This window comes from Sphingosinicella sp. (assembly GCF_041916975.1).
Taxonomy (GTDB): Bacteria; Pseudomonadota; Alphaproteobacteria; order Sphingomonadales; family Sphingomonadaceae; genus Sphingosinicella.
Genome location: NZ_JAYRYK010000001.1, coordinates 1,550,969 through 1,577,308 on the forward strand (window position 1 = coordinate 1,550,969; position 26,340 = coordinate 1,577,308).

The window sequence follows — 26,340 nt, forward strand, 5'->3', positions numbered from 1 at the left end:
CCGGGCAAGGGCGCTTGCCCGGGAGCCTCCGTTTCCGCTCTAAAAGCGGTAACGCGCTTCCAATCCGATCGTGCGCGGGCGGTTGGTCACGATACGCGGCAGGCCGGGTGCCTCTGCGGCAAGTGAGCGATTGTCCGCGAGGTTGGCGTGCTCGTCCGTCAGGTTCTTTGCGTAAACAGCCACTTCGAACGTCTCGTTGCGAACGCCCGCACGAAGATCCACAAGCGAATAGGACGGCCGTTTGCGGGGATTGAGCGGATCGTTGTTGGCGCTGTAGCTGGCGTCGGTGAAGCTGTAATCCCCACGCAGGAATCCCTCGAAATCTGTGGTTACCGGAACAGAATATTCTGCGTTCGTCGCAATCGTCCATTCAGGCACCTGATAGACGGGGCTTCCCGCCAATTGCGGCGTTCCCGCACCCGCTTGCACGATCTTGGCATCCGCATATCCGATCGCCAGGCCAATCCTGAGATCCCGGACCGGGCGGGCATTCAGCTCCACCTCGAAGCCTGTACTGCGCGCCTTGCCAGAGTTTCCGATAAACGGAAAGCCACACGGAAGCAGGACGTTCTGCTGAATATTGCTCCAGTCGATCCGGAATGCCGCGACATTTGCGGTAAGTTTCCGGTCAAACAGCGACGCCTTGGTGCCGACCTCGTAATTCCAAAGTGAATCGGATTTATAGCTGAGTGTCTGGTCGCGTGTCGTACCTATCGCATCGAGATCAGCATCGCATGTCGGCGATATATCGCCATTGAATCCGCCGACGCGGTATCCTTTGGCAGCGCTTGCGTAGACCAGAAAATCCCGATTGGCCTGGTATTCGATGAGGAATTTCGGCGTCACGCCGTTCTCGGTCGTTTTATCCCGATCAATGGAAACAGGCCCGCCGGAGATGATACCGTCGCCGCGCTCCCGGTAGCGTTGGCTATTGGAGAAATAGCGCAGACCAACGGTAGCCGTCAGCCCCTCCGCCAGGTCCAGTGAGGCCTCGCCGAACACGGCCCGCTCTTTTGTCCTGAGATGGCGCGTTGTTGTAAAGGCCAGATCTCCCAACGTTCCGCCCGCCCCCAGCGCATCATCCAGACCATCAACCACCGAAGCGGGCAGATAATCATTATAGTCGCGGCTCGATGAATAGAAAACACCGGCCACGATTTGGAACGGACCACTGAAATCCGAGCTGAATCGCAGTTCCTGTACGAATCTCTTGAGTCTCAGATTGCGATCGATCTGCGCCGGCAACGGTTCCGTCAGCTCGAAAATGGCCTGCACGAAAGCAGTGTAATCCTCCGTTTCCGGTGTCTTCCTGTCGAAGTAGGATGTGGAGGATGTGAACGTGCCGAAATCGGTGACATAGTTTCCGGTCAGGCTGTAAAGCGTCCATTCGTCATAGCCGCCTTCATCGATGTCGAAAGCCCGCTCCTGCACGAAATTGCCGGGCGAAACGTCTGCGAAGGGAAAGCCATCCTGCTCGGTGCGCTGATACCATATCCTGGGTGTAACGGTCAGGGCATCAGAAGGTTGAATGCGAACCGCGATCTGACCACCATAAGCACGCCGATCATCGACATTCTTCGTGAGAGATGAATCGCCTCCACCTGTGACACGCTTGTCGAAGACTCCGGTTTCATCGGAATAAAAGCCCTGAATGCTGACCGCGATGAGATCATTCACCACAGGGAGATTCAGACTTCCGTCCGTCAAGTAGTTGACGCCGCCTTCCTTGGTGAAGGAGAAGCCTCCACGTAAACTTCCTGAAACGCCGCTGAAATCGGGCTGACGCGTGATGAGACGAACCGTTCCGCCCATGGACCGCGCGCCGTAGAGCGTGCCCTGGGGGCCACGCAGAACTTCGATGCGTTCAAGGTCCACGATCTGCGGATCGAGCGAATCCGGAACCGGTGTGTCGTCGATGTAAAAGCCCGTCGCACCGGCACCCTGGATGCCGCGAATGGCGATGCCGCGACTTCCGAGCGATCCATCACCCGTCGCACCATAGGAAAGATTGGGGATGGAATCGCCGTAGTCGGCGAAACTGGCAACCCCCTTTGCCGCAAGGTCGTCGCCACTCATCGCCGTTATGCTGAGCCCTACGCTTTGGAGGCTTTCCGAGCGCTTGGTTGCAGTGACCACGATTTCGTCCGGTGCAACTGCATCCTGCGCAAAGGCCGCACCGGCCAGCGTCACGCCCGCAAACAACGATCCCGACAGATAAACCCATTTGTGCTTGTGCACTGCCACCTCCCTTATTCCCTGAAGTCGTTAGTTGATGATGTTTAAGTGCAGCCCGCCATCGACGTAGAAGCCATGACCGGTGATAAAACTGGCCGCAGGCGATACGAGAAAGGCCACGGCGGCCGCCACATCTTCGGGCTGCCCTATTCTGCCGACAGCGCTTGCATCTGCCGCCCGTCGTGACCACTCTTCGAATTTCCCGGAAGCGCGAGACATTGCCGTGTCGATCGCGCCGGGCAGCACGGCGTTGACGGTTATCCCGTCACGCCCCAGATCAAAGGCAAGGCACTTTGTGAGCCCATACAGGGCGTGCTTCGAAACGGGATAAGCAGCGCCACCCGGAGAGGGATATTCGGAGTTGATCGAGCCGATATTGACGATGCGGCCCTGCCCTGATCGCGCGAGGTAAGGCGCGCACGCACGGGCCAGCCACCACGCCGCGTCGAGGTTGACGGCCATGACGTTACGCCAATTGTCCTCGGTGCCGAAAGCATCCCCACTATCTGTGCCCAGCGTGCCGGCGGCATTGATCAGGACGTCGACACCTCCGAACGTATCGAGCACTTCGGCGAACGCAGCCTCCAAGGCTTTCGGGTCACGCAAATCCACCGTCACCGAAAGCAGAGCGCCCGCTTCGCTCTCCGCAACCGGACAAGGCGCACGATCCAGACAGGCAATCTTGAAGCCATCCCGAAGCAGGTGTTCGACAATCGCAGCGCCAATTGCACCCGCTGCGCCAGTGACAACAGCCGTTTTCACCCCATGTTCCTTTGGTATGTTTTTTATGCCAATAGACCATAATCTTATACCTTGCAAGGGGATGACCGCCAGCGTACGATTATGTGCCACCCTGAAGAATATTCCTTTCGAAACAGGGTATTAGCTGAAAGTAGATACGACGACTGATGACCCAAGCGCTGAGCCCGGTTCACGCGAACGCCGCCTACGAAATCGTCGTTGAGAATTTGCGCCGCGCCCTGTTGCTGGGCCGCTTTCTCCCCGGAGAGAAATTACCGCCGGAGCGGGAACTCGCCCTGCAGCTTCAGGTTTCCCGCACAACCCTGCGAGAAGCGCTGCGGGTTCTGGAGGGCGAAGGCTTGATCGAGAGCAAGAGGGGCGCGACTGGCGGTATTCTCGTCAAGACCCCGAAGCTCTCCAAGCGCGAATCGATGGCCTTCCTGCGCAGCCGCATTGACGAGCTTCGCAAGCTCTATGAATACCGTGAGGTGATTGAAGTCGCGACGGTGCGTCTGGCAGCGGCCAACCGTACGATCGAGCAGCTCGATCGCATTGAAGCCGCCCTTTTGAAAATGCGTGTCCTGACCGGCAACAAGCAGGAAGAAGATGCGCCGATGGTCATCGCAAGGTTTCTGGCGGCCGATGCCGAATTTCATTCGGCCATCGCTGCAGCCAGCGGCAACGATTATCTCATGAACGCCGTTGAAGATATCCGTGCATCGAAATTCCTGCCCGTTGGGGCGGTATTCACGAAAATGGACGCCAAAGCCAATGCTGGCCACGAAGACATGCTGACAGCCTTGCGCGAACGTGATGCCGATCAGGCGGCGGAACTGATGGTGGAACACATCCGCGGAACGTTCGAAGGCATTTGCAAACTCGTGGGCGCCACGCCCTGAATCCTTTTGCGGATTTGACAAAGGACCGGGGAAAGCTCAAAAGGTATTTTAATTATACCTTTGGAATTTTCTATGCTGCACCCTGCCCTTACGCCTCTTGTCAATCCACCAGCCAACATCGGCTGCGATCTTGAGGATTTTCGCCCGGAAGGAACGATTGAGGAAGCGCGAGAGGCATTCCACGCCGAGGTCGCTAAACTGGATGCGATGGCCGATAGGGCCCTACCCGACATGGATATTGCAGAGAGCGAAATTCCCGTGTCGGGTGGTACGATTTCCTGCCGCATCTATCGCCCCCATGCCCTGAAAAGCGATGAAGCTGCCGCCGCAGTGCTCTACCTTCATGGTGGCGGATGGATTTTCGGCAATCTGGAAACTCATGACGGCATATGCCGGATGCTGGCGCATCACGCACCATGCGTTGTTGTCTCCGTAGCTTATCGTCTGGCGCCTGATGTACGTTTTCCAGTCCCACTCGAAGACTCGCTGGCCGCGTACTGCTGGCTTCTCAACAACGCATCAGGACTGGGCATCGACGATAGCCGGATCGGCGTTGCCGGCGACAGCGCCGGCGCCAACCTCGCCTTTGGCGTTTCAAGGCTTGCGGCACGAACCGGTATCGCGCCTCCTCGTTTCCAACTCCTGCTCTACCCCGTGTGCGATCTTATCGCCCTCACGACCTCTCGCAAACGCTACGCGCGGGGTTACTGGCTCGACAGTCTCGATTTCCAGATTTCCTGCTACATCGGCTCCGAAGCGGATCGAAATGATCCTCGCGCATCACCCCGCCTCGCGCGGGATCTCCATGTGATGCCACCCACGCGGATCGTAACGGCGGGCTATGATCCGCTATGCGATGAAGGCACCGCGCTCGCCGAGCAGATGCAGAACGCGGGTGTCATTGCAGAGCATGTACATTTCCCGCAGTATATCCACGGCTTTGCCTCGCTACGTGGGCTGCTGCCGGAAGTGGATGATGTCTTACGCGAACAGGCCGCGGCACTTTCGCGCTGGTTGGCAAGGGAATGCTTCGGCTAAGGCTTGCTGCTCCTGGAAGTTCACGGTTGCGGCGGAGTTTCGTGCACCATCGTCAGGAAACTTGCATCCGTCGACGCTCGGCGATGTTCGGAAAGCGTCTGGTATTCGGGATCGTTGTACCAGCGCCGCGCGGCTTCCTCGCTTGGAAAGCGGAACATGACGAAACGGCCGCCGGGAGGGGTTCCTTCCAGCGTCACTGCGGCATCATCGTAGGTGATGAAACGGCCGCCATGTTTCTTGAGAAGCGGGAAGAAGCCCTTCGCATACAGGCCGTAGGTTTCCGCATCGCGGATCGTGAAAGCCGCAATCAGGGTGACGGGCGTCTCGGTCATCGTTCTACTTTCGCTCTTCATTTCCTGACCAACGGAAGGCTGGCCCAGACGAACACGCTCGGCGCGGCCGCAAGCAGTACGGTGAGGCCGCGCAAGGCTTCCTGCGACTGCACTGGCGCACCCGAATGGAAGCCGACCACCGCCAAACCAAGGCCAGCCACGCCCGGCCCAAGCGCAAGCCCAAGTTTTTCGCTTGCCGTCCAGGCCCCTGTGAAAAGCCCGGCGCGATTGCCCCCGCGGGCTTCTCCCGCTGCGTGCGTCAGATGCGCGGCAAGCGCGAACGGCCCAACCTGAAGGCCCGCGAACGGAAAGCCGATCAGCGCATACAGCAACAGGCTCGGTAGGAGAGGAATCGGCGGCACGGCAAGGAAGCCGAGCGTTGCGACACCGAAGATGAATGCAGCCGCGGAGATGACCGAGCGGGCACCGAAACGGCGGACGGCCCATGCCCAAATCGGCGTCGAGAGAATCGTCACGCCCAGCATGATCCCAAGCGCGGTACCGACACCATCCTCCGCCCGTCCGGCCACCTGCACAATCCAGTACGGCGTGAGCGCCGAGACGATTCCGACACCCGTGAGCTGCAGGACATAAGCAGCCGCCAGCCTGCGGAACGGACGTTCGGCAAGCAGCACCGGGATCGCCTGACGCAAGGTGGAAGCCTGTGCGACTCTCGTGCCCGTTACCGACGGGGTTGCGAAAAAGGCCGCGAACATGCCGGCGCAGCAGATCAGGGAGACAACCACGGCCATGAAGATATAACCGTCTCGGCCGCTGCCGCCGGCGCGCACCAGTATCGGCGCAAGGCCGGCGCCGATGAGTGTGCCGACCATCGCGCAGCCGATCCGCCATGCAGCGACACGCTCGCGCTCGGCTGCTTCCTCACTGATCTCGGCGGGAACGGCGATGAACGGCACGGCGAACACCGAATAGGCATTCGTCAGCAGGAAGTAGATGAAGGCGACCCACGGAAATGCCGCGTTCCCCGGCGGATAGGGCCATGCGAACAGGGCGAGGAAGGCGAGCGGTACACCGATACTCCCGGCGAGCAGGAAGGGGCGGCGGCGGCCGATCGCAGTCTCGGCACGGTCTGACCAGAGACCGACGGCCGGATCCCAGATCAGAGCCCACAGCTTCGGCAGCAACACCACGGTTGCCGCCAGCGCAGGCGCCATCTCCAGACTCTCCGTGCAGAAATAGAGAAGGAGCACGGTCGGCACGGTTGCGAAAACCCCCGTGCCGAAAGCGCCGAGCGCATAGCCCATCAGCCGTGGATACGATAACCGCACCGAGCGCCCTCCTCACGGCGCATCCTGCCGGCAATCGGCAGGATGTACGTCCCTTCATGCCCGATCAGGCATTCCCGTAAAGCGTGACGACGCACGCCCCGCCAATCCCGAGATTGTGCTGCAGGGCGATCCGCGCCCCTTCCACTTGCCGGGCACCGGCGTTGCCGCGAAGCTGCCAGACAAGCTCGGCGCATTGCGCAAGGCCGGTGGCCCCGATTGGATGGCCTTTCGACAGGAGCCCGCCGGACGGATTGGTGACGTATTTGCCGCCGTAGGTATTGTCCCCGTCGGCGATGAACTTCTCGGCCGTCCCGGGAGCGGTGAGGCCGAGGGCCTCATAGGCGACCAGTTCATTCGCCGTGAAGCAGTCGTGGAGTTCGACGACGTCGATATCGGCGACATCGACACCGGATGCTTCATAGACGCTCCGCGCCGCCTTCGCGGCCATGTCATAGCCGACAAGGCTCATGCCGCTCTTCGCGTCGAAAACGCCCGGCAAATCCGTCGTCATCGACTGCGCCAGGATCTCCACCCCGGCAAGCCCGTGCTTGCGGGCGAAACGCTCCGAACAAACCACGGCCGCGGCCGCGCCCGTTGTCGGCGGGCAGCATTGGTAACGTGTGAGCGGCGCGTAGACCATGGGCGACTCCATCACCTGTTCGAGGCTGAGTTCATCCCGAAACACGGCATTGGGATTGCGATGCGCGTGGCGCCGCGCCTTCACGGCGATCTGCCCGAAGGCTTCCGGCTTCGTTCCATACTTCGCCATGTGATCGTGGGCGGCGGAGCCGAAGAGCGCCGCCGTCGGCACGCCCGAAACCTGGTGACCCTGCAGTGCCGTAACGGTTTCCAAAAAATTCTCCATCGCCGAGGGCCGGTCGTTGAACACAGCGCCCAGAGCACCCGGCACCATCTGTTCGAAGCCGAGCGCGAGCACGCAATCGGCAACACCCGTCTCGACCGCCTGTCTTGCAAGATAGAGCGCTGTGGATCCAGTGGCGCAGGCATTGTTCACGTTGATGATCGGAATGCCGCTCAGCCCCAGCTCATAGAGCGCGCGCTGCCCGGAGCATGTATCGCCGTACATGTATCCGACAAAAGCCTGCTGAACATCGGCGTAATCGATGCCCGCGTCCTTCAGCGCGGCCTGCGCCGCGCGCGCACCGATATCGAAATAGATCTCGCCTGCGCTCGGCTTGCTGAACGGGGTCATCGCCACGCCTACGATTTGCGCATTTCCAGTCATACCCATTGCCTTTTCTTCAAGAAATCCGGATCTCATCACCCTTCGAGGCGCGCGCGCAGTTCCTTTTTCGCGACCTTGTTCATCAGCGAGCGCGGCAGCGTGTCCGTCAGGATCACTTCGCGGGGAACCTTGAAGTCCGCGAGCAGGGCCTCGCATCGCGCGCGCACCCTGCCCTCAAGCCCGGAAGAAGTCGCACCGGAGGGGATGATGAACACCACCGGGACCTCGCCCAGGAAATCATGCGCCTTGCCCACGACCGCCGCTTCGGCCACCTCGTCCATGGCGACGATCACGCGCTCGATTTCCGAGGCGGCGACGTTCTCGCCGCCCACCTTCAGCATGTCCTTCGCGCGGTCGCCAAAAATGACCTGACCGTCGCTTCTCACCTTCACGATATCGCCGGTATCCATCCAGCCGTTCGCATCGAAGCAGGCGTCGGTTGCCTCGGGGTCGTTCAGATATTCGAGAAAGAGCGATATCCCCGGCACCCCACTGATGAAGAGACGGCCCGGCGCGCCTTCGTCTGTCGGCTCAACGGAAATGCCGTCCTCGTCGCGAACGTCGATTTCGTATTCGGGCGCCGGTACGCCCATCGCGCCGGGCATTCCCCGAAGATGCAGGTAGGATTGAATGGGATGGCTGACGGTTTCCGTCATCCCCCACCATCCGGCGATTTTCAGGCGATATTTATCCTCAAGCGCCGGCAGATCGGCAAGACCGATCGCCCAGAAGCGGAAACGATGCTCGGGCGTTTCCACATCCTGAAGCGCAGACGCGACGAAAGGAAACAGCGATGCCCAGGTGCACCCGTTCGCCGTGCTGATATCCCAGAAGCGGCGCCTCGAAAACTTCGGCGTCAGCACGACCGACCCGCCCGCCCACAGCGTCCCGAGAACCGAATAGCCGAGCGCGTTGGTGTGGAAGAGCGGCAGGACGATGAGGCCTACATCGGCTTCGCCAAGTTCGCAGTGCCGGGCATTGATCTGCGCGGCCCATAGCGCATTGGCGTGCGTCCACACGACGCCCTTGGGACGCGAGGTCGTCCCCGACGTGTATTGCGCGCTGACCGGCGTCAGCGGATCGTGACAGGGCAGCAGAACGCCCGCTTCCGGCGCATACAGCTCTTCGAACGGGAACGCGCCGCGTTCCGGCGTGTCCAGCCCGACGCACGCGATCCATCCGAGCGCCCGCCCGCACGCCTCGACGAGGGGCAGGAGCGATTGCTGCGTCACGGCAAAACGCACGCGCGCATGTTCGATGAAATACGAGAGTTCATCGGCTGAAGAGCGCGTGTTGGTCGTGACGGCAATGGCGCCGATCTTCGCGCAGGCGAACCACGCGAACAGAAATTCCGGGCAATTGTCGAGGTGGATGAGGACGGGATCGGACTTGCGCACGCCGCGCGCAATCAGGCCTCGCGCAACCGCATCGACGCGCTCGGCGAATTCCCCATATGTCCAGCGGAGGGCATCATCCTCGGGCGGTTGCCAGATCAGGAAGACCCGATCGCGGCGTTCGCGTGCCTGCATGTCGAGCAGCCAGCCGATATCCCTCCCAAGATAAGGATGAAATTTCGGCGGCTTTCGGGCGGTGTGCGCTACCATGACGGATCACCGTGTCCATGAGGGGCGCGCATTCAGTTCCGCTCGGCCTTCGGCGCGCAGCCCTTCGCCTTGAGCGCGGGCACGAGCACATCCCTGAAGACGGCGCCGGTCTTGTCGCCGATCTGTTCGGAATTGATCTGGATTGACGCGGAAACACGGCAGTTCGGGAAATAGCCGACGTACGACTTGTAACCCATGAACCAGCCGCCGTGCGCGTAGAGCGGCCCGAATTCGGTATCGAACACATAAACGCCGAAGCCGTACCGTCCCCTCTTGCCGGCCTCGACCGGCTTCGAAACCATCATGCGGGCGTATTCGGTGCCGAGGCGCGTGCGCCCTTCGAACACGTCCCACGCCCATTCGGCAAGATCGCCCGCGTTGGTGACAAGCCCGCCGCCCGTCCATTCCGACCGCGTGTTGATCCGGAAGACGCCATCCGCCAGCACCGTGCCCGCGTCACCAAGCAGCGGGTTCGTACCGGCAAGGTAACCCTGCGCGAGCCCGTTGAAGATGCGCCCATCCGAAGGGCCGGTAAATGTCAGCCCGAGCGGATAAAGAAATCGCTCCTGAAGCAGCGCATAATAGCTCTTCCCGCCCGCCTTCTCGATCACGAGGCCGAGCAGCAGATATCCGAGGTCCGTATAGTGAAACCCTTCGCCCGGTTCGAACAGCGGCTTCGATCCATAGCCGAACGCGATCATTTCGGGTGGCGTGAATGCGAAGTCGGGTTCCTTTATCCGGGCCTTGGCGGCATCCCAGAAGCTGTCGAGATACACATGGTCGACAAGCCCGGAAGAATGGTTGAGCAGCATCCTCACCGTTATCTTCCGGTAGTTCGGCAAGGCCGAAAATTCTGACGTCTCGCCAAGCCATTTCGAAATCGGTGCATCGAGTTCGAGAATACGGTCCTTCACAAGGCTCACGGCCACCGCCGCGGCGAACATCTTGCCGATGCTTCCCGACATCATCCGCGTTTCGGGCGACATCGCGCGGTCGATCTCCTTGTCCGCGAATCCCGCCGAGAAGGAGACGCGCTGCCCATCGTCCGTAACGATCGCCGCGGTCGCGCCCGGAAGCGCGTGCTCGCTGATCGCCTTGTCCAGACGCGCCTGCACTTCGGCGACCGTGGCATCGTCGAGCGCACGAGGCTCGGCAGCCGCGGCTGTCGAAATCAGCAAGGATAAGCCAAGAATTCTCGCGATCAGCACGTGTCTCTCCTGATCTGTGCCGTCTCAGCCGAACTGACGCTTCAACGCTGCAAAGCAGCGCGCCGCCGCTTCGCCAAGACTGTCGATGTCGGCTTCGGTCATGACTGTGGACAGGATGAAGGCCGAAAATGGCGTGGAGATGATGCCTTCATCGAGAAGCGCGCTGTGCAGGTATCGCTGCATCGCCGTCTGTCGATCGCTCCGGGGCAGTTCGCGGAACCGGTCGGAGTCCTGCCCGCCGAAAAAGATGCTGAGAAGCGAACCGTCCGCACGGACAAAGCCATTCAGCTTGGCCTCGGCAAGCGCCGTCGTGAGCGCCGCCTTGGCCCGGCTTCCGAGTGCATCCAGACGTGCATATGCCGCGGGAGGAAGCAGCTCCAGCGTCTTCAGACCGGCCGTCATGGTGATCGGATTGGCATTGTAGGTGCCGCCATGATGGATCTTCACGTGCGGCATCCGCACATCGAAGACGGACATGACTTCCGCGCTGCCCGCAACCGCACCGACGGGGAAACCGCCGCCGATGATCTTGCCGAGCGCGGTAAGGTCTGGGCGGATGCCGGACTGGCCCTGCGCGCCGTTGTAGCCGAGCCGGAAGCTCAGCACCTCGTCGAAGATGAGGACGATGCCGTAGGCGTCGCACAGTGCCCGCAGGCGCGACAGATATTCCGGGCGCCCCCGGATCAGCCCCGCGCGCGAGACGACGGGGTCGATGACGATGCACGCCAGCCGATCCCTGTTTGCCTCGATCAGCGCCTCGGTCGCGTCGAGGTCGTTGTAGGGAACGACGATCACGTCCTCGTTCACATAGCCCGGAATGCCTTCCGTCGCACTCACGGCGCTCGGGGCCGCGGCACTCCCCCACGTATCCGGAGACGAATTGACGCTCACTTCGGCGAAATCATAGGCACCGTGGTAAGCGCCCTCCGCCTTGGCGATCGCACTGCGACCGGTATAGGCCCGCGCCGCCCGGATCGCCATCATCACGGCTTCCGTGCCGGAATTCGTGAAGACGACCCTGTCGACAGACGCGAGCCGATGGCAAAGCTCACGCGCCAGTCCGATCTCGCTTTCCGTCGGCATCGCGACAGCCGTCAGGCGATCGATCTGCGCCTTCACCGCTTCGTTCACAGCGGGATGACTGTGGCCGTGAATGAGCGAAGACATGTTGTTGACGAAATCGATGCGTTCCACGCCGTCGACATCGGTAACCCTGCATCCCTCGGCCGAAGCCGCGTAGAGCGGATACGGCGCGTAGAAGATCGTCGCCCGGCTGGATCCGCCCGGCATGACCTCGATCGCTTCGCGATACAATTGTTCCGACCTCGGCGATGGAGACGACGCGGCTACTTTGGACACGTGATTACAATCCCTGGACAATGAATAGGAAAGCGCGGCGTTCCCACTCCCCGAAGCGGGAACGCCGACGGCTTCACCAGCTGTATTCGAGCTGCACGCCGAAGCGCCGCGGCGCGCTCAGGATATACATCCCGTTGGTGCGCTGTGAGAGCTTCACGCGATCGTCGAACGCATTGTCCACGTACCCCGTGATCCGCCACGCATCCGCTTCCAGACCCAGCCGGAAATTGACGAGGTCCGCGTGCTCCAGCCGGAGTGCGTTGTCGGGCCGCTCGTACCCGCCCGATTTCGACGAATACGAAGCCTGCGTGAAGAGCCTCAGCGCATCGGAGACGGGCGTACGATAGGTTGCGACCGTGCTGTACGACCATTTCGCGGTCTGCGGTACGAAATTCCCATCCACGTTCACGCCGCTGATCAGCTGCGAACCATCGAACTTGGCGTTCAGGTAGCCGAGTGCACCGTACAGCTCGAGGCCTTTGACGGGTTTCGCGAGGAAATCGAATTCCACGCCCTTGGTGATCGTCTTGCCGCCATTGGCAACAATCGAGACGCCGAGGAACTGGAAGATCGGTGCCGGATCGGCAACCAGGATCGCAGCGTCCTTACGCTTCGTCACGAAGGCCGACAGATTGACCTGCAGCAGATCATCCAACCAAACGCCCTTGTAGCCGAGCTCGTAGGTCAGCGACTTTTCCGGGTCGAACGGAATGTCCTCCGCCCGGCTCGCCTCGTTGTTGAAGCCGCCCGCCTTGAAGCCCGTCGCGATACGGGCGTAGATGTTGTTCTTGTCGTTCGGACGGTAGGAGAGCGTTCCCTGCGGCGAGAAGTTGTTCCAGCTCTTCTTCACGTTGCGATCCATGAACCAGGGCGCGCCCTGCAGCTGGAAACCCGGGAAGAAGATGGGTGCCCCAACCCCGATATCGGCACCGGTGCCGAAGAACGGTATCGCGCTCGGCGTCTCCACGAAGAAGTCATAGGTCTTGCGCTCGTTCGTGTAGCGCGCGGAGCCAGTGAGATCGACCTTGTCCGACACATGCCAAGTCGCTTCGACGAAACCCGCCCAGGACCGCGTATCGGTGGTCGCCGAAGTGATCGGCGAAAGCGTGCCGAGATTGATGAAGTTTGGCGGCAGCGCCGGCGGATTGTTCGGAACCATACCGATGGGAAGGTTGAGGATACGGTAGAAATCGCTGGTTTCGTTTATGTAGTTGAGACCGACCACATAATCGAAATTCTCGCCCCGATCGGATACGTAGCGCGCTTCCACGAACCAGTTGTCCTGCTCGCTCTGGCGAACGGCGCCGCCGGTCCCCACGAACGGGGCGAAGCCGGTGCGCGAGTCGACGTCCATGGATCGGAAACTGACGATATTCGTGAACGTCCCTTCCCCGACGCGCCAGTTGAGCGTCTGGTAAAGGTGCAGGACATCACGCTTGACCCCGTGCTCGCTGGAATAGACCAGCGCGCCCTCGTCTTCGCCGGGAGGTGTCGTGCGCGAGCTGAGGATGATCGCCGCAGGCTGATCGGCATCTAGCCATTCGGCGGTCCACGTCACGTCGAGATCATCGTTGACGAGCAGCTTGGCCTGCCCGCGCAGCCCTGCCGAACGAACGGCATCGAGCTGGTCGCCCGTCACCGATGAAACGGCCTTTCCACCGTCCTGATCGATAAGGAAGCCGTTGATCCGGACGAAGAACTTGTCCGCAACGATCGGTACGTTGATCGTGCCGCGATACTCCTGCCGATCGAAGTTCGCCGCCGTGAACGCGAAGCGCCCTTCGATCCGGTTCACCGGTTGATTGGTGATGACGTTGATCGCGCCGCCAATGGCGTTTCGGCCATAAAGACCGCCCTGCGGCCCCTTTAGGATTTCGAGCCGCTCCAGATCGGTGAATTCATCGAGGCCGACGACGGAAGAGCCGATATAGACGCCATCCTTGTAAAGCCCATACCCCGGTTCTTCCACGTCGGTAAGACGCACGACGCCGCGAATCGCGATGCTGCCCGTGAAGGAGTCGTTCTGGAAATCGTCGAAATCGACGTTCGCCGCGTATTGGAGCGCATCCTCAAGACTGTTGACGCGCAGATCTTCAAGAAACTTTTCGGAGAATGCCGTGATGGACATCGGCACCTCGATCAGCGTTTCCTCGCGCTTGCGGGCCGTGACGATCAGCACGTCATCCTGATTGGCCCCCGCTTCCGCGGCATATGCCGATACGACAGGCATCCCGAGTATGCTCGTCGCCAGCAGCGCCCCGCACACACCCATTTTCAGTTTCTGCATAAATCATACCCCCATTTTTGCTGCGATCTCTGCGGATCGCGTACCGCTGCCAAACGAATCAAGTTTATCCTTGATTTCAAGTTTATACTTGGTTTTTTATGCCGTTCAAAGCGGTGATTTTTATGTTTAATTACAGTAAGTTAGAAATACTCTGGCTCCGTAAGCACGGATTCTTTCTGAAAAATGAGGCGCTTCGCGGCCTACAGGGCAGGTCCGGCGCGCGACGCGCTCATTTTGATTTTGTCGGGACGTTGCGTATTGAGGCAGGTGCAGGAACGGGGCACCCCCGGCGATCGGAATCTTTGGGGCAGAACAGGCGACCATGGCCAAACCGGGTACGACGACGACGACAACACCTCTCCCTCAACGCAAACGGCGCAAGAACGCGCGCAAGACGAGCCCCGAGCCGCCGAGCACGGAGCGCGGCAAGATCGCGCGCGAGAAGTTCAAGAAGGCGACCGCGAAGCTCCTTGAAAGCAAGAGCTATCGCGACCTGACGCTTGCGGACATCGTCCGCGCCGCAAAATTCAACATCGCGACCTTCTATTACTATTTCAAGGACAAGCAGAGCATCGTGCGTGAGGTCATACAGGATCTCTTTCCCCACGATTCCCTCGTCGCCGAATACCGCAGCAACAGCGTCGCGCTGGACGAACTCTTCGGGATCATCTTAGAAACCACCAAGGGCCAGACCGTGGCCTATTCGCAGCATCCCGGTCTCATGCGCAGCATCGCGCAGCTCGCGGACGACGAGCCGGAGCTTGCGGAAATCCTCTACAAGCGCGACCAGATGTGGACGGAGCTGATTGCCGAAGACATTCTGCTGCGCTTTTCCGCGAACGCCATGAAACCCGAATTCGCCCGGGCGCTTGCGGAACTGCTGAACGGAAACGTGAAATCGTTCCTCACCGATATGTATGTTATCAGGAAACCGTCGCTCACGCAGACCTTCAAGTCGGAAGAGGATGTCGCCCGGTTTCTGGCGATATTCTGGTGGCGCGCGCTGTTCCTCAGCAACCCGCAGTCGTCGGATCTCGGGCCGTTCGACGAATTCAGCCGTCTGATGCAAACCACGCTTGAATAGCCCCAGGCCAATAAGCATGGGCCGCAGGGCGTGACATGGCGAACGCGCGCGGTATCGTCGGCTGCCGTTCAAAGGGCTCCAAAAAAGGGGGAGACATCCGCATGACGATCGCCAGGCTGAATGCGCTCACCTGTGCCGGTATGCTGCTGCTGGCGACGGCAATGCCCGCCGCGGCAGGAGCGGATCGCCTCGTGTTCGAAACGTCGATCCCTGAATTGCAGGAGGCGATGGCCGAAGGCAAGGTCACGTCCCGCCAGCTTGTCGAGGCGTATCTCGCGCGCATAGCTGCTTACGATCAACGCGGCCCCAGGCTGAACGCAGTGATCACGCTCAACCCGCAAGCGCTCGGAGATGCGACCCGCATGGATCGCGAGCGCGCCGAAAAAGGCCCGCGCGGCCCGCTTCACGGTATCCCCGTTCTCATCAAGGACAATTTCGCCGTCACCGGGCTTCCCACATCCGATGGCACGCTGGCGCTGGCGACCTACACCGCCACAACCGATGCCTTTCAGGTGCGCCGCCTGCGCGCGGCGGGCGCGATCATTCTCGGCAAGACGACGATGCACGAACTCGCGATGAGCGTGATCACCGTCTCCTCACTCAGCGGCGAAACCCGCAATCCCTACGATCCCCGCCGCACGCCCGGCGGATCGAGCGGCGGCACCGGCGCAGGCATCGGCGCGAGTTTCGCAGCGGCGGGCATGGGAAGCGATACCTGCGGATCGATCCGCATCCCGGCCGCCTATCAAAGCCTGTTCGGGATGCGCGGTACGTCTGGGCTTTCCAGCCGATCGGGCGTCGTCCCTCTCTCTTCGACGCAGGACGAGGCCGGGCCGCTCGCGCGCACGGTTACGGACCTTGCGATCATGCTCGATGCCACAGTCGGGGCAGACCCCGATGATCCCATCACGAAGGCGATGGCGGAAAAGCCCGCCCCCGCCTATCGGGACAGGCTTCGCCCCGGCGGCTTGAAGGGTGCGCGGATCGGGGTTTTGCGTACCCTGTTAACACCCGAAATGATGGATGCGGCGATGCGCGACAAGACGCTCGCGGCGCTTGAAGCCATGAAGACGGAAGGCGCCGAGATCGTCGATGTCACGATTCCCGATCTCGATCCTACGATGAAGGCCGCGAGCGTGATCGCGCACGAGTTCACACGCGATTTCGCCGCCTATCTCGCGCGCCATCCCGGCGCACCGATCGCTTCGGCTGCCGACATCGCAGGCAAGGGCCTCGTCCACGAAGCCGTGGATGCGCGGCTGAAACAGCGCGCCGCGGTCGGCGCGCACGATGCGAAGGCCTATGCCGAAGCCCTCGCAAAACGGGCGGTTGCCCGGCGCACGATCCTGGAAGCAATGGCGACGGCAGACGTGGATGTCCTTGCTTATCCGACCGCCTTGCAGCCGCCGCCGCTTCGGGGCGCCGAGATGTTCGGCGTGGGCACGTGCATGATAAGCGCCGTCACCGGCCTCCCGGCTCTCTCGGTACCGCTCGGGCTCAGCGTCAATGCGCTGCCCGTAGGGCTCGACCTGCTGGGCAGGCCGTTTGAGGAAGCAAAATTGCTGAACCTCGCTTACGGCTGGGAACAGGCCGCGCAACCGCGCACACCGCCATTCAGCACGCCGCCGCTCGCAGGCGGAAAGCCCCCGGCACCGTCACATTTCAAGGTGCGCACGGCCGACAAGGGCCCGCGCGCCGAGGTGGCCTTCATCTTTGATCCGCTCGTCGCAACGCTGCGCTACGATGCCCGTCTCGACCATCTTGGAGACGACACGCCTGTCGCGCTCACACTGCAGCGCACCGAAGACGGGAAGCCCGGCGCCATCATCGCAAACCTGCTGCGACCCGGGCAGCAAAAGGCGAAAGGCGAGCTGCAACTCGATACCCGCGCCCGTGCCGATATCGCCGCCGGCCGCCTTTACCTCCGGCTCTATACGCGCGCGCATCCGCTTGGTTGGGCAGAAGCACCGCTGCAACGGCAATAGTGGTCGCTCCCGCTCAGGGCGTCCGCGTAAATTTCACGGCCCAGGCGCGGCTATCACCGTAAGTCAGGCCGCTCACCTTCCCAGAGACGTCGCGCAGGAAGCGAACGGTCGCATATTTGCTCGTAAACAGGTCTGTGGATGCGGGCTGCAACGGCTGCGCGGCAAGGCTCGGCCGTCCTGTTGTCGCGATCGCCAGTCCGCCTTCGGACGTACGGCTGACCACCATGCAGAATGGATTGTCGTCGCTGCAATACTGACCGACAAAAGGAACGGGGTCGACAGTCTCGACCGGCTCTATGCGCTGATAGCGCAGCTTCTCGCCATTGGCTTCGACGACGAGATCGTTGCCGCGCCCGAACACGAAATCCGTACCGGAGAGACTCCATCGTCCCGGTCCGACCGGATCAAGCGCGGTACCGTCTGCCCATAGGGTTCTATCGGCGCGCGCGGCAATCGCGATCGGCGCACCCGTGGCCTCGCCCACATAAAGACCTTCAGGCAGCTTGCCGGAGGGCTTGTGGACGGGCACGGGGCTCAAACCAGAAAGATAATGTTCGGCAACGCTCTGACCGATCGCCACCGGATCGACATCGCCGGCATTGCACAGGAGCGCGATAGACAGGTGCTGTGCCGGATAGCGCGCGAGCCACGCCCGGTAGCCGCCCGTCGACCCCGAATGGGCAACCTCTGCGACCCCGCGATGCTTCGAGACACGCAGCCCGGAAGCATAGACGATCTGCGTACCGTCCGTCAGGACACCGGTACGTTCCATCGCCGCGCGAAAGCCCGCTCCCAAACGGTCGGCATCAAGCGCGGCATTCCATGCCAGCAGGTCCTTCACCGTCGTCAGCAGGCCGCCATTGCCGTGCGCGTCTTCGATCGGCTGATCGATCACATAGGTGTCGCCTTCGCGCGCATAGGCCGTCGCTCGTCCGGGAACCAGCGTTCGGTACCGTTCGCGCCACTGCGTGCTCGTCATGCCGAGCGGATCGAAAATGCGCGCCTTGGTGAAAGCCGCAAAACTCTGTCCGCTCACGCGCGCAACAATAATTGCGGCCAGATTGAAGTTGGTGTTGGAATAGCTGTAGTGCGCGCCGGGCGGATAATTGAGCCCCTTCTGCCGCGCGGCGATGGCCAGCACGTCGTCGTTGTTGGCGCTCCGGCTGTTGCGCGGCCAGCCTTCCATGCCGCCGATCGATCCCCAGTCCCGTAGGCCGCTGGTGTGCTGGATCAGGTGCTGGAGTGTGATCGGCGTGCCGTAATCGGGCATCTCGGGCAGATATTTGCGGATATCGTCCGAAAGCGACAGCTTGCCATCCCGCGCTAGCAGCACAATCGCCGCCGCCGTGAACTGCTTGGAGACCGAGCCGGCTTCATAGATGCTGCTCGGCTGCGCGCGAACGCGCTCCTCGATATCCGCCATGCCATAGGCACGCTCCAGAACGGTCTGGCCGTCTTTCTGGGCGCTGACCGTACAGCCTGGAACACTCTCGCCCGTGTAGCGCGCGAAGATGGCGTCAATACCGTCGTCCGCCTGCGCCGATGCGGGAAGCGCTGTCATCGAAAGCGCAAACGCGGCTGCGATTGTTTTCATTCGGTCGTTTCTCCACGAATTGCGCGGCCGGGGCGCGCGGACGCGATCAGCTTGCCGTCCCGGATAACGAAGGTGCCGCCCACCAGAACGTGGCGCATTCCCCTCGCCGGTTCTGCCGGCTTTTCATAGGTTGCGGCCGCACCCACCGTAGCGGGATCGAAAACGACGATATCGGCATCCATCCCGATACCGATACGCCCCTTGCGTTTCATGCCGGGTGCGACGGGCTCCAGAAGCTGCGCGGGGAGCAGCGTCGAACGGCGGATCGCATCGGCAAGGCCAAGCAGGCCTCGCTCACGAACATATTCGCCGAGCACCTTCGTGAAGGTGGCGGCCGAACGGGGATGACCGGCAACACCGGCAGGCAGCGGCCAGACCGCTTCGGTCACGATCCGGTCCTTCACGGAATAGCGAACCGCGTCACTTGCGATGATCCCGTCTTCAAGAACGAGCGCCTGCTCGATCAACGCCCGCTCCGTCTCGATCGTCTCGTTCAAGTAGTGCACGATCACCCGTTCCTCCGGCTTCGCCTCGCGCAGCTCCGCAAGGCGCCCCACCGTTGCAGGCCGCTCGCCAGTGGCGATAAACTCGATGTTCTCCGGCCCGATATCCAGCAGGGGCAGGTTCTCGGGCGCAAGAAACGGCGCCCCGATCGAAGTCGAGCCCGCGCCCCAGGGATAAGCCTCGCTCGTCACGGGAATACCATAGGCGCGTGCCTTGGCTATCATGCCGGTGAGCCGCGGAATGTCGCGCAGGCCCGAGCTGTTGATATGGCAGAGATGCATGTGCGCGCCGGTCGTTGCGGCAGTGGAGATCACCTCCCCGAATGCTTCAAGCGCACTGTCCGGATCGCGCCCGTTCTTGGTGCGGACATGAGTGAATACCGGCACACCGCGCTTCGCGGCGAGCGCCGCCACGTCCCAGTACTCGGTCCGATTGGTCCGGGTGGAATAGCCGACCGGCGTCCCGACACCGAGGCCTCCGGCATCGAGCCCCTCCGACACTCGCGCCAGAATCGTTCCGATTTCAGCACCCGTCGCAAGATCCTGCGCGCGATCCCCCAGCACCTCCCGCCGGATTCCCGACCACGCCACCGAATAGCCGTAGTTGATCGGGCGCCCTTGCTGGGCAGCCGCGCGATAGGCGTCTGCAACCGGCCATGCGCCGGTTTCAAGTTCGAGCGCGGTCGTCACTCCATCGAAGGCCTGCAGCCAGCCATTCGGAATGGTCATGCCGTGCGAGTGCACGTCGATGAAGCCGGGTGCCACGACAAGCCCGTCAGCGTTGATCGTAACACGGCCCGAGAGCGGCTCCGTCGACATGGCGGCAATGCGGCCATCGGCAATCGCCACGTTCCGAACCGAATCCAGACCGGTTGCGGGATCGATCACCCGTCCGCCGCGGATGACGATATCGTACGCGGTGTTTGCCGACACCGATGGCGCGAGCGGCACGCCAGCCAGAACCACCAAAAAGCTCGCGACAAAAGCCCTCAGACGGTGAATGTTTCTGCCTGCGCCCATAGCCGCCCCGCTCCCCTGCCCCGGACATTCGCAAAAACCATTCTAGAGCCGGGACAAATGATAACCTCCACAAAATCCGCCATCTTCCATAACCGATGGCTATGGCTTCCAGGGTAGCAGGTCGCACGCCCCGGGCTCGACGAGCGCCGCAGCGAAACATGTCTTCAAATAGACCCTCGACACCACCGAGCGAGATTCGATCAGGTGCACCCAGGGCGTATCCTGACGCCGCCGGAGGAGAAGGAAATACTTACCAGGCCCGCTACCAACGATCGCGGCGCGCTCTGATCGCGAGGAAAACATCCGCATCTCTCGCCGAAGCTGGAAGTTCGAGATTTACGCGGACTTCACTGCTGTCGGGCCGTAAGAACAGATTGATCGCGCGCTCTTCGCCGATCGTTGTGAAATGCGGTGCTGTGCCGTCCGACGCCGCGAGCAGAGATGCCAGAGCGCGCGCGGCCGCATTGCCCGGCTCGATGGACAGCGTGAAGGCAAGGTTGCGTTTCAGGTAATCGTGGCCCGGATAGACGCGCGTCTCGTCGGCGAGCGGTGCGAATACGCCGCTGATCGTTTCTTGAAGCGTTGGTGCGTGACCGCCATAGCCGCAGTTGCCGACGCCCGCGCCGAACAGCGTATCGCCGGAGATGACGAAGGGTGTGCCGCCCTCCTCCTCACCGAATAACGCTATGCTCGCCATCGTGTGTCCCGGCACGGCGCGGACCGTCACGCTTTCGACGCCGACCGAAATCGTATCGCCGTCAACCAGCAGGTGGTCCAAACCTTCGAGCGTGCCCGCCGCCGCGCGCGGCGCCATCACCACCGCGCCAGTTCGCGCCTTCATCTCGGCGTTCTTGCCTGCATGGTCCCAGTGTTCGTGCGTGTTGACGGTGCTGGTGATTGTCACGCCCAGCGCCTCAGCCTCTGCGACCATGCGCGGGACATCGTAGGGATCGACGGCGATCGCCTCTTTCTTTACGCTGCACACCAGAAGATAGTTGATGTGATCGAAGGCGTTCCGCAGCGGGATCGGAACGACACGCATCAGACGTCTCCGGCCGCCACCGCCGCGTGCACGTTCGCGATGAACAGCCGGTAGTTTTCTTCCGACACCGCCCGCGCCTCGGCCTCCGGCATATCGACGGGAACGAACGTCGAGCGCATCAGCAGCACGCAGGCAGAGGCGCCCGCCGGAATGATCTTCGCAAAGCCGCAATAGTCGGCGAACGGCACGACGTCGCCCGTATCGATGATGCGGAACATCATCTCCATTTCCGCCTCGTTATAATGATCGAGACGCTCCTTCACGTAGCCGTCGCCGATATGCCCTTCGGTACGCATCGTGCGCACCATGCCGAGCCCCTCGCCTTCGAATTCGATCGAGGAAACGAAGCCCTCCTCGGCGCGCCGCTGGCCTTCCTCGGTCGCGAACAGCTTCCAGACCCGATCCGCAGGGGCCGCGACACGAACCGCACGCTCGACCGTGATCATGACTGCTCCTTCCCACGCAGGGTTGGGCGACGATCGCCCTCCAGATTCCACTGCAGCTTCATCTTGTGCACCTTCAGAACCATGCAGGTTTCGATGAGCGCGATGTCCGGTTGCCCGTAGCAATGCGCCGCCAGAAAGGCGCGGTAGTGCTCGTGCGACTGGTGATAGGTCGCCATGCCGAGATCGAAACGGCCGAGCGTCGATGTCAGATAGAAGACCTCCGGAACCGCGGACAACCGCGCGATCACCGCCTCGATATCGGCGCCGCCCGCCACCTTGATGAAGGTCTGCGCGTTGAAATTATAGCCGAACGCCTCGGGCATGGCCTCGGCCTGGATCGTGATGATGTTCTCGTCGATGAGCTGGCGCACGCGGTTGCGCACGGTTCCTTCCGAAACGCCGAGCGCCGTCGCGATCGTCGAATAGGGCATCCGCCCGTCCTGCTGCAGCAGTGCGATGATCTGGCTGTTGAGCGCATAGACATCCCCCGCCGAGTCGAGAGGATTCGGCTGCTGCTTGTCTCGTGCGTCGCGCGATGCGCCCTTGCGACCTGCCATCAACGGCCCTTCCCCGGTCAGGATTTCACGCAACCTGATACGGAAAGCCTGATGTAACCGCAACGCAGAAATGGATTTCTTACGAATTTCATTTCATATCAAACATTGCTTTACGAATATCGTATTGACTCTGAGCCCGGGCCGAGGATATCGAAGCGTCCGTACACAAATGTATCTTTCCGAGGGTGAGATGACGGCAGGCGCAGTGCGGATCGCAGACCGACCGAGGCCGGAAGCAGAAGGCTCCGGGGACGTGTTCAGCCAGACGTGGTTCCCCGTCTGCCTCTCCGAAGAGGCAACCGAAGGCGCCGTCAAAGGCTTCGACTTCCTCGGCGGCCGCGTCATCGTCGTTCGCGACGCCGATGGCCGCGCGCAGGTGCTGAGCGCCTACTGCCCGCACCTCGGCGCGGACCTCTGCACCGGCGAGATCGTGGATGGCACCGTGCGCTGCCCGTTCCATTTCTGGCGCTACGGCCCTGACGGCCGCTGCGTGGCGACAGGATCGGGCGACCCCATTCCCCCGACCGCCAACCTCTTCGCATTCCCGACGGTCGAGAAATTCGGCTGCATCTTCGCCTTCAACGGCGCCGAGCCGCTGTTCGATCTTCCCGACTTTCCGGGCGCCCCCGAAAAGCTCGTCTGGAAGATCGGCGAATACGATCGCCTGATGCCTGCGGACCCGTGGGTGATCTGCTGCAACACGCCCGACATGCAGCACATCCAGGTGGTGCACGGCATCAGCTTCGACAACGGAATGCCGCATCAGGATGTCGAATGGACACGGCATTCGATGGTCTATCATTTTCGCGGCAAGATGCGTGACGGAACCGCAATCGAATTCCGCGTCGGCATCTTCGGCACCAATATCTATTGGCAGGACGGCTACGTGGACGGGCGCTGGTTCGGCTTCGTCGCGCCGATGGGGCTGCCCGAGCCGGGCAAGTCCCGCCTGTTCTTCGCCGTCGCGGTGGGCGCGGACGATGCCGACCCCGAAGGCACGCAGGCGTTTCTGGACGCGATGTACGACATGGAAGTCCGCATCGCGACCGAAGACCTGCCGATCATCGAACGCGCCCGATTCCGGCCGGGCACGCTGACCAAGGCGGACCGGACGCTGGGGCGCTTCCTGCAATATCTGCGCGACCATCCGCGCGCGCATCCATCCGCCGATTTCATCGGCTGACGACACGGGGAGACGCACATGTCCGGCATCACCGACACCGATCTCGACGACATTCTGGCACTCTGCCCACGCCTGTATGCGGCCGTGGGCTGGAATGCGCAGAAGGCGCCCGACTGGGGCACCTTCCGTGCCTGCTGCCACCCCGATGCGACACTCGCTGCGCTGAGTTCCGGTACCGCAAGCCCGATTCCGGTGGAGACGTTCGTCGTCGCCATGAACGAGCAGCGGGCGACGGGCGCGCTCACCGATTTCAGCGAAGTGGAGATCGCGCGCCACGTGGAAGCCTTCGGCAATGTCGCGGGCGTGCGCAGCAGCTTTGTCGCCGAGATGAACGGTGAAAAACGCAGAGGCGTCACCTTCGCGCAGATCGTTCGCCACGAGGGCCGGTGGGTCATCCTGTCGGCGATCTGGGACAATGAAGGTGACGGGAAAACCATACCGGCGAGCCTGATTTGAACGGGCCGTCAATCAAAAGGGAGCGGAGGGAAACATGAGGAGCAAGGTGAAGAGCACGGGCCGTTTCGTGCTGATGATGTCGACGGCGTTTTCGGCACTTTGCGGTACGGCCGCCGCGCAAGAGCAGGCGCGGACGGGTGCGAGCAGTGGTGGCTTCGAGGAAATCATCGTGACGGCGCGCAAACGCGAGGAGAACCTGCAGCAGGTCCCCGATACGGTCACGGCCTTTTCCGCAAGCGTGATCGAGGAACGCCGCCTTGAACGGATCAACGACTTCCTCGCCGTGACGCCCAACGTCCACATCACCAACGATCAGGACACGGCGACGAACAACATCTCGATCCGTGGCCTCGGTTCCAACCGCAACCAGGCAGCCGCTGTGGCATTTTCGGTGGACGGCGTGATCCTGCCGGATGCCGACGCCTTCACGATGGACCTGACCGACGTCGAGCGACTGGAAGTGCTGAAGGGCCCGCAAGGCGCGCTCTACGGCAAGGGCGCCATCGCCGGCGCAATCAACATCACCACGAAACGCCCGACGAACACGTTCGAAGGCGAGGCGAAGCTCAGCTACGGCACGGGCGACGCATGGCGCGTGTTCGGCGCGGTAAGCGGCCCGATCGTGCCCGATGTCGTGCTCGCGCGTGTTACGGTCTCGCATCGTGACAGCAACGGCACGATCAAGAACGATTTCGATGGCCGAACGCTCGACCGCAACCGCCAGACGCGCGTTTCGGGCCGTGTGCTCATCCAGCCGAGCGATGATTTCAGCATCGATCTGCGTGCCGCGCACATGGATGAGAAAGGCGGCGCTCTCTGGTTCAGCCTCGTCGACGTGCTCGGCACAACGGGCGGCGAGATTACGGAGGACATGGCGACGAAGCGACCCAATCTCGACGGGCCGTCATCGACGGATCGGACCGTGACCGATCTTTCAATGTCGCTGAATTACGACACGTCCATCGGCACCTTCACGTCGATCACCGCATGGGACAAGATCGACGTCGATTTCAGCGAAGATCTCGATATCTCGCCTTATCCGATGGTGCCGCTCGCCCGGCAGCTTCGCGTGACCGAGAGCTGGAGCCAGGAATTCCGCCTGACCTCGCCGAGCGCCGAGCGTTTCCGCTACATCATCGGCGGCTATTACCAGCATTCGAAGCGCGACGTGACGACGCTCGCGCAGCTCGATCTCTGCCTGTTCGCGGGTAGCTGCATCACCCCGGACGGATTCGAATCCTCGGGCGTGGTGGTGGACGCGACGCTCGCGAACACGCGCCTCACCTTCAACCAGTATGCCGTGTTCGGGCAGGTCAACTACGACATTCTCGAAACGCTCGAGCTGACCGCAGCGCTGCGCTACGACACCAACAAGGCGAAGCAGGACGACCGCCTCGCCTCGGAGATCGACAAGGCGACGTTCTCGAAGCTACAGCCCAAGCTGTCGCTCGCCTACAAACCTTCGGACGATCTGACGCTCTACGCGACCTATTCGCAGGGCTTCAAAAGCGGCAGTTTCAATCCGATCGCGGCGGGATCAGCCTTCCCGCGCGTGATCGGCAAGGAAACCTCACGCAACTACGAGATCGGCGCGAAAACCTCTTGGCTCGATCGGCGCGTCATCTTCAACGTCGCGGCTTTCTACACCGAGCATCTCAACCCGCAGATCTTCCAGCTCGATGCCGTCACCTTCACGCAGGGCTCACTCAATGCGCGCAAGGCGGCGATCAAGGGCTTCGAGTTCGAACTTGCCGCACGCCCGGTCAAGGGCATCGATCTCAATGCCGCGTTCGGTTACATCGACACCGAGATCAAGGATTTCGACGGCGTGACCGACGCCTATGTCGGCCAGCAGTTGCCGAACGCGCCGAAATACACGCTGAACCTCGGCGCCCAATACGCACACGATCTTTTGGACAGGTTGACCGCGAAAGCGCGCGTCGATTTCAATGCGCAGGGCCGGCAGTCCTTCCAGGACTTCCAGCTTCCGGCGGCGCCGAACGTGTATCTGTTCCAGAAGGCCTATTCGACGGTCGATGCGCAAATCGGCCTTGAAGCCGGACAGTGGGCGATCAGTGTCTTCGGGAAGAACCTGTTCAAGGAGCATTATGCAACCTCGGCCTTCTCACGCTACATTTTCGGGGCAGCGCTGGTGCCGCTCGCCAGCGATGCGATCCAGCCCGATCCAGGCCGGACGTTCGGCGTCGAAGCGCGCGTGAAATTCTGAAAGGC

21 protein-coding genes are annotated in these 26,340 nt (G+C 61.8%); 7 read left to right on the forward strand and 14 right to left on the reverse strand.

What is annotated here, in order from left to right:
- Positions 1-39: 39 nt before the first annotated feature.
- Positions 40-2,238, reverse strand: coding sequence for a TonB-dependent receptor (locus tag ACE3TJ_RS07230; RefSeq protein WP_374595302.1), 2,199 nt, complete (start codon positions 2,236-2,238; stop codon positions 40-42).
- Positions 2,239-2,265: 27 nt separating this feature from the next.
- Positions 2,266-2,997, reverse strand: a complete 732-nt coding sequence (locus ACE3TJ_RS07235; RefSeq protein WP_374595304.1) for an SDR family NAD(P)-dependent oxidoreductase — start codon at positions 2,995-2,997, stop codon at positions 2,266-2,268.
- Positions 2,998-3,143: 146 nt separating this feature from the next.
- Here ACE3TJ_RS07235 and ACE3TJ_RS07240 point away from each other — a divergent pair, with 146 nt between their 5' ends.
- The gene (locus ACE3TJ_RS07240) at positions 3,144-3,875 is read left to right on the forward strand and encodes a FadR/GntR family transcriptional regulator (RefSeq protein ID WP_374595306.1); all 732 of its coding nucleotides are present in this window, start codon (positions 3,144-3,146) and stop codon (positions 3,873-3,875) included.
- Positions 3,876-3,947: 72 nt separating this feature from the next.
- On the forward strand, positions 3,948-4,913 hold the full coding sequence (locus tag ACE3TJ_RS07245; protein WP_374595308.1) for an alpha/beta hydrolase: 966 nt from the start codon (positions 3,948-3,950) through the stop codon (positions 4,911-4,913).
- Between the two features lie 20 nt (positions 4,914-4,933).
- Here ACE3TJ_RS07245 and ACE3TJ_RS07250 read toward each other — a convergent pair whose 3' ends face one another.
- The 7 genes from ACE3TJ_RS07250 to ACE3TJ_RS07280 all read right to left on the reverse strand — a co-directional run bounded on the left by ACE3TJ_RS07250 (position 4,934) and on the right by ACE3TJ_RS07280 (position 14,238).
- Complete coding sequence (locus ACE3TJ_RS07250; protein ID WP_374595310.1) at positions 4,934-5,245, reverse strand: DUF1330 domain-containing protein; 312 nt, start codon at positions 5,243-5,245, stop codon at positions 4,934-4,936.
- Positions 5,246-5,262: 17 nt separating this feature from the next.
- Entirely contained in the window at positions 5,263-6,534 is a 1,272-nt protein-coding gene (locus ACE3TJ_RS07255; RefSeq protein ID WP_374595312.1) for an MFS transporter, read from the reverse strand.
- 64 nt (positions 6,535-6,598) lie between these two features.
- Positions 6,599-7,786: a lipid-transfer protein gene (locus tag ACE3TJ_RS07260; protein WP_374595314.1), complete on the reverse strand. Its 1,188-nt coding sequence runs from the start codon at positions 7,784-7,786 to the stop codon at positions 6,599-6,601.
- 29 nt (positions 7,787-7,815) lie between these two features.
- A complete protein-coding gene (locus ACE3TJ_RS07265) occupies positions 7,816-9,384 on the reverse strand; it encodes an AMP-binding protein (RefSeq protein WP_374595316.1) in 1,569 nt (522 codons plus the stop codon).
- Positions 9,385-9,416: 32 nt separating this feature from the next.
- Positions 9,417-10,592, reverse strand: a complete 1,176-nt coding sequence (locus tag ACE3TJ_RS07270) for a serine hydrolase domain-containing protein (protein ID WP_374595318.1) — start codon at positions 10,590-10,592, stop codon at positions 9,417-9,419.
- A gap of 24 nt (positions 10,593-10,616) precedes the next feature.
- On the reverse strand, positions 10,617-11,882 hold the full coding sequence (locus ACE3TJ_RS07275) for an aspartate aminotransferase family protein (RefSeq protein WP_374595320.1): 1,266 nt from the start codon (positions 11,880-11,882) through the stop codon (positions 10,617-10,619).
- 142 nt (positions 11,883-12,024) lie between these two features.
- On the reverse strand, positions 12,025-14,238 hold the full coding sequence (locus tag ACE3TJ_RS07280) for a TonB-dependent receptor (RefSeq protein ID WP_374595322.1): 2,214 nt from the start codon (positions 14,236-14,238) through the stop codon (positions 12,025-12,027).
- Between the two features lie 322 nt (positions 14,239-14,560).
- Here ACE3TJ_RS07280 and ACE3TJ_RS07285 point away from each other — a divergent pair, with 322 nt between their 5' ends.
- Both ACE3TJ_RS07285 and ACE3TJ_RS07290 read left to right on the forward strand, forming a co-directional pair.
- Positions 14,561-15,322 (forward strand): TetR/AcrR family transcriptional regulator, encoded by a 762-nt coding sequence (locus tag ACE3TJ_RS07285; RefSeq protein ID WP_374595326.1) that lies wholly within the window; start codon positions 14,561-14,563, stop codon positions 15,320-15,322.
- A gap of 101 nt (positions 15,323-15,423) precedes the next feature.
- Entirely contained in the window at positions 15,424-17,307 is a 1,884-nt protein-coding gene (locus ACE3TJ_RS07290) for an amidase (protein WP_374595328.1), read from the forward strand.
- A gap of 13 nt (positions 17,308-17,320) precedes the next feature.
- On the opposite strand, the gene ACE3TJ_RS07295 is transcribed toward ACE3TJ_RS07290, so the two are convergent.
- From ACE3TJ_RS07295 to ACE3TJ_RS07315, 5 genes are all read right to left on the reverse strand, one after another.
- A complete protein-coding gene (locus tag ACE3TJ_RS07295) occupies positions 17,321-18,901 on the reverse strand; it encodes a serine hydrolase domain-containing protein (RefSeq protein ID WP_374595330.1) in 1,581 nt (526 codons plus the stop codon).
- On the reverse strand, positions 18,898-20,370 hold the full coding sequence (locus ACE3TJ_RS07300; protein WP_374595332.1) for an amidohydrolase family protein: 1,473 nt from the start codon (positions 20,368-20,370) through the stop codon (positions 18,898-18,900). Before ACE3TJ_RS07300 ends, ACE3TJ_RS07295 begins: the two co-directional genes overlap by 4 nt.
- 316 nt (positions 20,371-20,686) lie before the next feature.
- The gene (locus tag ACE3TJ_RS07305) at positions 20,687-21,466 is read right to left on the reverse strand and encodes a hydroxyacylglutathione hydrolase C-terminal domain-containing protein (RefSeq protein WP_374595334.1); all 780 of its coding nucleotides are present in this window, start codon (positions 21,464-21,466) and stop codon (positions 20,687-20,689) included.
- Positions 21,466-21,912, reverse strand: a complete 447-nt coding sequence (locus ACE3TJ_RS07310; protein ID WP_374595336.1) for an SRPBCC family protein — start codon at positions 21,910-21,912, stop codon at positions 21,466-21,468. Before ACE3TJ_RS07310 ends, ACE3TJ_RS07305 begins: the two co-directional genes overlap by 1 nt.
- Positions 21,909-22,469: an Lrp/AsnC family transcriptional regulator gene (locus tag ACE3TJ_RS07315; protein ID WP_374595338.1), complete on the reverse strand. Its 561-nt coding sequence runs from the start codon at positions 22,467-22,469 to the stop codon at positions 21,909-21,911. The genes ACE3TJ_RS07310 and ACE3TJ_RS07315 overlap by 4 nt, the downstream gene beginning before the upstream one ends.
- Before the next feature lie 190 nt (positions 22,470-22,659).
- Here ACE3TJ_RS07315 and ACE3TJ_RS07320 point away from each other — a divergent pair, with 190 nt between their 5' ends.
- Genes ACE3TJ_RS07320 through ACE3TJ_RS07330 form a run of 3 tightly spaced genes read left to right on the forward strand, consistent with a single transcriptional unit; the run spans position 22,660 to position 26,335 of the window.
- Positions 22,660-23,652, forward strand: a complete 993-nt coding sequence (locus ACE3TJ_RS07320) for an aromatic ring-hydroxylating dioxygenase subunit alpha (RefSeq protein ID WP_374595340.1) — start codon at positions 22,660-22,662, stop codon at positions 23,650-23,652.
- A gap of 18 nt (positions 23,653-23,670) precedes the next feature.
- Positions 23,671-24,108, forward strand: coding sequence for a nuclear transport factor 2 family protein (locus ACE3TJ_RS07325; RefSeq protein WP_374595342.1), 438 nt, complete (start codon positions 23,671-23,673; stop codon positions 24,106-24,108).
- Between the two features lie 34 nt (positions 24,109-24,142).
- Positions 24,143-26,335, forward strand: coding sequence for a TonB-dependent receptor (locus ACE3TJ_RS07330; RefSeq protein ID WP_374595344.1), 2,193 nt, complete (start codon positions 24,143-24,145; stop codon positions 26,333-26,335).
- The last annotated feature ends 5 nt before the right edge of the window (positions 26,336-26,340 follow it).